Source organism: Martelella sp. UBA3392 (genome assembly GCF_002358775.1).
Lineage (GTDB): Bacteria > Pseudomonadota > Alphaproteobacteria > Rhizobiales > Rhizobiaceae > Martelella > Martelella mediterranea.
On the sequence record NZ_DEPM01000249.1, the window covers coordinates 24,503 to 32,194 of the forward strand.

General features: G+C 63.3%; 9 protein-coding genes. 3 read left to right on the top strand and 6 right to left on the bottom strand.

Features of this window, described 5'->3' with window-relative positions; genetic code table 11:
• Positions 1-226: 226 nt before the first annotated feature.
• Positions 227-589 carry a cell cycle two-component system response regulator CpdR gene (gene cpdR, locus B4E36_RS19870; RefSeq protein ID WP_018064862.1) on the bottom strand — a complete coding sequence of 121 codons (363 nt, stop codon included), beginning with the start codon at positions 587-589 and terminating at the stop codon, positions 227-229.
• 158 nt (positions 590-747) lie between these two features.
• Here cpdR and B4E36_RS19875 point away from each other — a divergent pair, with 158 nt between their 5' ends.
• From B4E36_RS19875 to B4E36_RS19885, 3 genes are all read left to right on the top strand, one after another.
• The gene (locus B4E36_RS19875; protein WP_292053614.1) at positions 748-1,659 is read left to right on the top strand and encodes an N-formylglutamate amidohydrolase; all 912 of its coding nucleotides are present in this window, start codon (positions 748-750) and stop codon (positions 1,657-1,659) included.
• A 317-nt stretch (positions 1,660-1,976) separates the two neighbouring features.
• On the top strand, positions 1,977-2,750 hold the full coding sequence (hisN, locus tag B4E36_RS19880) for a histidinol-phosphatase (protein ID WP_292053611.1): 774 nt from the start codon (positions 1,977-1,979) through the stop codon (positions 2,748-2,750).
• Between the two features lie 427 nt (positions 2,751-3,177).
• Positions 3,178-3,669, top strand: a complete 492-nt coding sequence (locus B4E36_RS19885; protein WP_345900734.1) for an Hsp20 family protein — start codon at positions 3,178-3,180, stop codon at positions 3,667-3,669.
• Positions 3,670-3,727: 58 nt separating this feature from the next.
• Here B4E36_RS19885 and B4E36_RS19890 read toward each other — a convergent pair whose 3' ends face one another.
• The 5 genes from B4E36_RS19890 to B4E36_RS19910 all read right to left on the bottom strand — a co-directional run bounded on the left by B4E36_RS19890 (position 3,728) and on the right by B4E36_RS19910 (position 7,558).
• Positions 3,728-4,294 (bottom strand): DoxX family protein, encoded by a 567-nt coding sequence (locus tag B4E36_RS19890; RefSeq protein WP_292053604.1) that lies wholly within the window; start codon positions 4,292-4,294, stop codon positions 3,728-3,730.
• Complete coding sequence (locus B4E36_RS19895; RefSeq protein ID WP_292053602.1) at positions 4,294-5,088, bottom strand: DNA-binding domain-containing protein; 795 nt, start codon at positions 5,086-5,088, stop codon at positions 4,294-4,296. The genes B4E36_RS19890 and B4E36_RS19895 overlap by 1 nt, the downstream gene beginning before the upstream one ends.
• Complete coding sequence (locus B4E36_RS19900; protein ID WP_292053600.1) at positions 5,081-5,974, bottom strand: DUF692 domain-containing protein; 894 nt, start codon at positions 5,972-5,974, stop codon at positions 5,081-5,083. The genes B4E36_RS19895 and B4E36_RS19900 overlap by 8 nt, the downstream gene beginning before the upstream one ends.
• A 52-nt stretch (positions 5,975-6,026) precedes the next feature.
• Entirely contained in the window at positions 6,027-6,326 is a 300-nt protein-coding gene (locus B4E36_RS19905; protein ID WP_292053598.1) for a DUF2282 domain-containing protein, read from the bottom strand.
• A 185-nt stretch (positions 6,327-6,511) separates the two neighbouring features.
• Entirely contained in the window at positions 6,512-7,558 is a 1,047-nt protein-coding gene (locus B4E36_RS19910) for a threonine aldolase family protein (RefSeq protein ID WP_292053597.1), read from the bottom strand.
• Positions 7,559-7,692 lie beyond the last annotated feature (134 nt).

Sequence of the window (7,692 nt, forward strand, 5' to 3'; positions counted from 1 at the left end):
CCTACGATGTCAACGTAGTGCTCTCCCGCTGAGCTACACGCCCATCCGTGGCGCGGTGTATTCCAAAATTTGGCGGCGGCGTCAACTTATTTCTGAAGCTTTTTTGACGGGGGCTGTAGGCCACTTAGATCATCGGTCGGTTAATCTGAACCGCCCGATGATCTAGGTGTTTGTTTTGACGCATCGGGTTGTCGAAAAACCGGATTCCACTTTTTCGCCCGATGCTCTAGGCGGCCAGCACCTTTTCAACCTCGTCGACCAGATCGCGCAGGTGGAACGGCTTGGAAAGCACCTTGGCATCCTTCGGGGCCTGCGAATCGGCATTCAGCGCCACGGCGGCGAAGCCGGTAATGAAGATCACCTTGAGGTCGGGGTCGAGCTCGGTGGCGCGCCGCGCCAGTTCGATCCCGTCCATTTCCGGCATGACGATGTCGGTCAGAAGCAGCGAGAACGGTTCCTCGCGCAGCCGGTCATAGGCGCTTGCGCCATTGTCGAAAGCGGCGACCTGGTAGCCCGCCTTTTCCAGCGCCTTCACCAAAAAACGGCGCATGTCATCGTCATCTTCCGCAAGCAGGATTTTCATCAGCATCAGCTCAACCATTCCGGCGCATATTAACGGTCTGATAGACCCTCTGTCGTAAACAAGCAATAAAGACGGTCCCAAACTTTTCAAGCGCCCGCAAGGCGTCTTGGCAGGAGGGGCCGGGCGTCCTAGATTTCATCCATTGAAGCGCCGAAGGAGCAAGGGTGACAGAGCTGGGCAGACAGGAGCGTCAGGCGGACGGCGATGGCCGGAACGTGTTCTTCGAGGTGATCCGCCCCGAGACGCAGACCCTGCCGCTTGTCTTCAACTCGCCGCATTCGGGCCGGGTCTATACTCGCGAATTCCTGGCCGCCTCGCGGCTTGATGCGCAGCAGATTCGCCGCTCGGAGGATCTTTATGTCGACGAGCTGTTTTCGGCCGCGCCCGCCTTTGGCGCGCCGTTGCAGCGGGCGTTCTTTCCCCGCGCCTTTCTCGATGTCAATCGCGAGCCGTTCGAACTGGACCCGCGGATGTTTTCCGGCCCGCTGCCCGCTCATGTCAACGCGGTTTCGCCGCGGGTTATCGGCGGGCTCGGCACCATTCCGAAGATCGTGGCGGAGAACATGCCGATCTATGACGCGCCGCTCGATGTGGCGGAGGGGCTGTCGCGGATCGAGTGGATTTACCGGCCCTATCACCAGAGCCTCAAGGCGCTGCTGCAGGAGACGCGGCGCAATTTCGGCCGGGCGGTGCTGATCGACTGCCACTCCATGCCCGGAACGGTGTCGGTCGGGGGGCATCGCCGGCGACCGGATTTCATCATCGGCGACCGCTACGGCACCAGCGCCTCGGCGGCGATCGCCTATGCCGCGATCTCGATCCTGGAGGGCATGGGTTTTTCCACCGCCTACAACAAGCCATATGCCGGCGGCTTCATCACCGAGCACTACGGGCGCCCGGCAGCCGATTGCCACGCGCTGCAGATCGAGATCTCGCGCCGGCTCTATGCCGATGAGGCGAGCCTGCAGAAGAAGCCGGAATTCGTCGCGGTCAAGCAGGCGGTCAACCTGTTCATCGGCGAGTTCGCGGCGTTCCTGATTGCGGAGGGGGAGGCGCCCGGCCTTGCGGCGGAATGATTCTGCCAAAAAAAACCGCGCTTGTGGCGCGGTTAAGTCTAGGGAGGAAACACCCAAGGAGGGTATTCACAGTCGAAAGACTGTAATTGAACCTTAGATGACGGGTTGATGACTGTCAAGCAAATTTGCCTGATATTTGCGCATCATCGACCAATGTCTAATTTTTACGCGTATAGCCCATTTTTTACGCGGGTTTGCTTCCCGGCGGAGCCGTTTTCCCGATCCAACTCCATTTTCTTTCCATCAGACTGTGGCGGGGCGCGTGAATTCGGGCGATACGCGCGAATACAGACCAATACCGAACCGAAGGACATGACATGCTGCCCGACCGCAATTTCTTCGAGACGCTCGCCGCCACCGCCGCCGCCGAGACCCTGCCGCGGTTTCGCTCCGGGCTCGATGTCGACAACAAGCTGGCCGGCGGTTTCGATCCGGTGACGGAAGGCGACCGGGCGGCAGAACGGGCGATCCGGACGCTGATCGGCGAGCACTATCCCGATCACGGCATTCTCGGCGAGGAGCACGGCGCGGAGGGGCTGGAGCGTGAACATGTCTGGGTCATCGACCCGATCGACGGCACGCGGGCCTTTATCTCCGGCGTGCCGGTCTGGGGCACGCTGATCGGCTTCTACCGCAATGGCCGGGCCATGATGGGCCTGATGGACCAGCCCTTTACCGGCGAGCGCTATTTCGCCGATGGCGGGCAGAGCCATTATGCCGGCCCGGGCGGGCCGCGTATTCTGAAGACGCGGCGATGCGAGGCGCTTGAAGACGCGGTGATGTTCACCACATCGCCGCGCATCATCGCCGGCCACCTTCAGGCAGGCTACGACCGGCTCGAGGCGCATGTGCGTCTCGCCCGCTACGGCACGGATTGTTATGCCTATTGCCTGCTGGCGGCGGGTTTCGTCGATCTGGTGGTGGAAACCGGGCTGAAGCCCTATGACATAGGCGCGCTGATCCCGATCATCGAACAGGCGGGCGGCGTGGTCACGACGGCCAACGGCGGACGGGCGGAAGATGGCGGGGACATCGTTGCCGCCGCGACGCCGGCGCTGCACGCGGCGGCGCTTGCGGTGCTCAACGGCTGAATTGACGGCCCTGATTGTGGAATTACCGAAAAAAAGGACCGGAACCATCCGCTTGAACAGGGGTAAAAGCGGCTCGGTTCCGGCCAAGGTTCCCGCCGCCGCTGGGTCAAGAGCGACAACGGTGCCGGGACGGGTGCGCCGTAGTTCCCGGCGAGGAAACGAATGCCCCATTCCCCCTGAACGGAGCTGCAATACGGCATTCATTTCCCGTTCATCCATAAGGCGAGTTGGCGCCATCTGCAATCGCGGATAGCGTGTTCGAAGTTGCGTGGCGTTTGCGGGCGGCAAAACTCTTGAAAAAATATCGGCAAAATCCCAGATAAATCGCGTCGGACGCCGAAGCTCGGGTCCGTAACCGTTCCAGGTAATCGCCGGTCTCGGGATTGCCGGGAATAAATCGCAAACTCGTCGCTCAAAGGAGGACAACATGCGTAACGTCGATTTTTCGCCCCTTTATCGTTCCACTGTCGGTTTCGACAGGCTTTTCAACCTGCTTGATACCGTAGGCCAGCCTGAACAGGCCCCCACCTATCCGCCCTACAATATCGAGCGCACCGGTGAAAACGACTACCAGATCACCATGGCCGTAGCCGGTTTCGGCGAAAACGAACTCTCGATCGAAGCCCATGCCAACGTGCTGACGGTGCGTGGCGAAAAGGCCGAGGAAGAAGCTGATGACGGTCGCGAATATCTCTATCGCGGCATTGCCAAGCGCGCCTTCGAACGCCGGTTCCAGCTCGCCGACCACATGGAAGTGCGCGGCGCCAGCCTGAAGAACGGCATCCTGCACGTGGCGCTTCTGCGCAACATCCCCGAAGCCATGAAGCCCCGTCGCATCGCGATCGAAACCCGCGACGGCGACCAGACCAGAATGATCTCCGCCGATGTCGGCAAGAACAGTGAGAAAACCGCGGCCTGATCAGCGCGGTTGAGATGAACGGGCGGCGCTCCTCTCGCGAGGGGCGCCGTTTTTGCGTCTATCGCCTGCAAAGGATGCGGCCCGCCAAACCGTCCACCGAGATCAGGCCGGGTCCGTAGATAACCAGATAGGCGAGCGGGAACAGCCATAGCAGGCGCTGGTCTAGGATAACGGCATCCGGGAAGCGGTCGAACAGCGCGCCGATGGTCTCCGGCCCGACCTGGTGGACGGTGATGTCCACCACGGTCTGGACGGCGATGAAGATCGCCATGCCGAGCGCCGTGAGCCTCGTCAGCACGCCGAACACCACCATCAGCGGCAGCAGGAATTCGGCATAGGTGCCGAGATAGACCACCAGATGCCAGAAGAACGGCACCTGGGAGATGTCGCCGCCGGCGGCCTCCACGGCCGGCAGCGCGATCTGGTAATAGGCGCTGTCGCGCACCATGAAGAAGCCGGCGAACCCGGGCCCGACCTTCGTCAGCGCCGAATTCAGGAAGTAGAACCAGAGCGTGGCGGCGAAAACGAAGCGGGCGAGCAATCCGGGCAGCCAGAAGGCCAAGCCCCGCTCGAGGGCTTTGGCGGTGCCGCTGTAAAGCCCGCAAAGGCGATGGAGAAGGTTCATCAAGGGGCATCCTCCGGGCTTATCGCGGCGAATGCGCCGGTGGTGAGCGCCAGCGCAAAGGCCGACGAGAGATCGAAGCCGTCATCGTCTTCACCTGCGCGCTCGGCTGCCTCGCCGATCGGTTCGCCCTCGAATAGCGCCTTCATAAAGGCGGCTTCGCCGGGTGTGGCGCGATGGACGGCGACATCGTAATGCGGACGGGCGATCAAGGCGGTTTCGGCGGGCGAAGGGGCGAGGCCCTTCAGGCTTTCCCCGGCCTTTGTTCTGAGAAAGATGCTGGCCGCGGCGGAGCCGAGCTCCAGAAGCCGGGCGGCGGGATGGGGGCAAAGCCGCGTTGCCATCAACGCCTCCGGATCGCGCGACAGAAGCGTTTCGGGTGGAAGCGGCGGGCAGTCGGCGGCGTGATAGGCATCGAGCCAGGCCCGCTCCAGCCTTGCCAGATCGGCGAGAAAGAACAGACGTCGCGCCGGTTCGAAACCGGCCACGAAATCCGGAAAGTCGCGGCCGTACTCGGCAAGGATCGGCGAACGGGGCGGGTTTCCCGCCAGAAATTCAAGCGCCATGGCATCGAAGAAGCGCTGCCCCGCAACCTGCCGCGTCACCGGGAAAATATCGCCAAGTGCGCCCTTCAGGCTCATCGCGACATTGTTGCGGTAGACCGCGTAGCGCTTGTCGGCTCGCCCGCCGAGCGGGTTGATCACGCCCGCGGGGATGCCGGCGTCGGGCCGCATCAGGCTTGCGGCGAACGCCGGAAATCCTGTGCGCGGCGGCTGTGTTCTCGCTGGCTCAGCCATGACGCGCCCCCAGCAGGGAGCGGCCGGCATGGTCGGCAATCATCGCGTCGGCGATCTTAGCCTCGCGCTTCAGCACCGGCCAGTCGGGCACGTCATTGTCCCATTCGATCAGCGTCGGCAGCGGGCCGGCCTGTTTCAGGACAAATTCGTAAAGCGCCCAGACGGCATCGGCCACCGGCCGGTCGTGGGCGTCGATCAGCAGGCGCGCGCCGTTATCGTCGCTGTCCTCGGCATGGCCGGCGAGATGGATCTCGCCAACCCGCTCCAGCGGATAGGCCTTCAGATAATCTATGGCGTCAAAGCCGTTGTTGATGGCGGAGACATGCACGTTGTTGACGTCGAGCAGCAGGCCGCAGCCGCTGCGCCGGGCGATCTCGTCCAGGAATTCGGTCTCGGGGATCGCGCTTTCGGCAAAGGCGACATAGGTGGACGGGTTTTCGAGCAGGATGGTCCGCCCGATGGCACTCTGGACCTCATCGACATGGGCGGCGACCAGCGCCAGCGTTTCCTCGGTATAGGGCAGCGGCAGCAGGTCGTTGTAATAGGCGCTTTCATGGGTCGACCAGGCGAGATGCTCGGACACGAGGCCGGGCTCATAGCGCTCCACCACCCGCTTCAGCCGGGCGAGATGGGCGCGATCAAGCCCGCCGGGTGCGCCGATCGACATGCCGACGCCGTGGATCGACAGCGGAAAATCGGCGCGCATGCGGGTGAGGATGCGGTGCGGATGGCCGCCTTCGCCCATATAGTTTTCCGCATGCACCTCCAGAAAGCCGACGCGATAGGCGTCGGCGAGAATGGCATCGGCATGGGCGGTCTTGAAACCGGCGCCGGCGCGGGCGGGAATGACGCCGTGGCTTTCGAATTTTCTGGATATCGCGTTCATCGTCGCCTCCGGGAAAAAGACCGCCGGCGTGGGGGGACGCCGGCGGCGGGGCTCACATTGCCGGCAGGTCGCGGTCGAGCGCTTCCAGCGAGCCCATCCGGTCGCCGGGCAGCATCATCTCGGTGCAGGTGCCCTCCTCGACATATTTCCAGGCATTGCCCTGGTAATCGACCTTGGAGGTGCCGGCGCAGGTGGTGCCGGGGCCGGCGGCGCAATCGTTCTGGCCGGCCATGGCAACGCCGTAGCATTTGACGTTGGCGGCCTGGGCTGGCGTGGTGGTTGCAATCGCGCCGGCGGCGACGGCGAGCGCGCCTGCAAGTGTTGCCGCGCTGATTTTTGAAGTCTTGGACATGAAGCTCTCCTCTTCATCGGTTGTAAGCAAGGTCGGCCTTGCGTGATGAAGTGTGGCAAAGAGGCGCTTCAACTGGAAATCAATGGCGCGTCATCATCCCCTCACGGCGGATGACCGGTCCGTGATGGGGGCGTGAGCGCTTTGAACGGGAGATCTAGACGGGCCGGTGCGAACCGGGGCCCTCTCTACAGAAACGACACGAAGCGATCGATTTCCTGCTCCTCGGTCGAAAAGCTGGTGACGCAGCGGATCAGGGCCTCGCCTTCGCCGATGAGGTCCGGTTGGTCGGCGGGCGTCGGCCAGTTGTGGAACTGCGCGCCGGCCTTGCGGGCGGCGTCCGCCGCGTCCTCCGGCAGGATGATGAACACCTCGTTGGAGGCAGTCTCCCAGGCAAGCCGGGCGGATTTTGCCGCGCGGAAGGCCTGTCGCAACCGCTCCGCCATGGCGTTGGAATGGCGGGCAAGGTCGAGCCAGAGCCCGCCTTCGAGATAGGCGTCGAACTGGGCGGAGATGAAGCGGGTCTTGGAGAACAGGTGGGCGGCGCGCTTGCGGATGAACGGCATGTCGCGGGCCTGGTCGGGGTTCATGAACACGATCGCCTCGGCGCACCAGCAGCCGTTCTTGGTGCCGCCGAAGGAGAGGATGTCAACGCCGCGCTTCCACGTCATCTCGGCGGGCGTGACGTCAAGGGCCGCCAGCGCATTGGCAAAGCGCGCGCCGTCCATGTGGACCGGCAGGCCATGCGCCTTCGCCTCAGCGGTGATCGCGTCGATCTCGTCCAGCGCGTAGACGGTGCCGACCTCGGTGGACTGGGTCAGCGATACCGCCATCGGCTGGCCATGATGGATGAAATCGGCAGGATAGCGCGCAATCATCCGCTTCAGCTCCGCGGGGTTCATCTTGCCGCTGTCACCCGAAACCGTGGCCAGCCTGCCGCCGCCTGTGAAATATTCCGGCGCGCCGCCCTCGTCATTGGCGATATGGGCGTCCTTGTGGCAGAACACCACGCCGCCCGGCCGGCCGACGGAGGAAAGCGCCAGCGAGTTGGCCGCCGTGCCGGTGCCGACGAAGAACACCGCGACCTCGCGCTCGAACACATCGTTGAACTTCGCCTCGATTTTGCGGTCGAGCGCGCTGGTGCCATAGGCATTGGCGTAGCCGGATTGTTCGCGCATCAGCGCAGCGCCGATGGCGGGGTGGGCGCCGGACCAGTTGTCGGAAGCAAAGAACATGGCGGGAAACCTCATATCTTGGGATGCTTCGGATATCGGGGAAGAGAGCCGGCTTTGTAAAGGGCGGCCATGGAAAAAGCCGGGCGGGCGAGGGGTGACGGAAAGATTGCGCGATTGGGGCCGGCAGGCGTGGA

Excerpts from the sequence above, each read along its gene's own strand:
- cpdR (WP_018064862.1), bottom strand. The coding sequence starts at position 589 with ATGCTGATGAAAATCCTGCTTGCGGAAGATGACGATGACATGCGCCGT.
- hisN (WP_292053611.1), top strand. The coding sequence starts at position 1,977 with ATGCTGCCCGACCGCAATTTCTTCGAGACGCTCGCCGCCACCGCCGCC.
- B4E36_RS19885 (WP_345900734.1), top strand. The coding sequence starts at position 3,178 with ATGCGTAACGTCGATTTTTCGCCCCTTTATCGTTCCACTGTCGGTTTC.
- B4E36_RS19890 (WP_292053604.1), bottom strand. The coding sequence starts at position 4,294 with ATGAACCTTCTCCATCGCCTTTGCGGGCTTTACAGCGGCACCGCCAAA.
- B4E36_RS19895 (WP_292053602.1), bottom strand. The coding sequence starts at position 5,088 with ATGGCTGAGCCAGCGAGAACACAGCCGCCGCGCACAGGATTTCCGGCG.
- B4E36_RS19900 (WP_292053600.1), bottom strand. The coding sequence starts at position 5,974 with ATGAACGCGATATCCAGAAAATTCGAAAGCCACGGCGTCATTCCCGCC.
- B4E36_RS19905 (WP_292053598.1), bottom strand. The coding sequence starts at position 6,326 with ATGTCCAAGACTTCAAAAATCAGCGCGGCAACACTTGCAGGCGCGCTC.
- B4E36_RS19910 (WP_292053597.1), bottom strand. The coding sequence starts at position 7,558 with ATGTTCTTTGCTTCCGACAACTGGTCCGGCGCCCACCCCGCCATCGGC.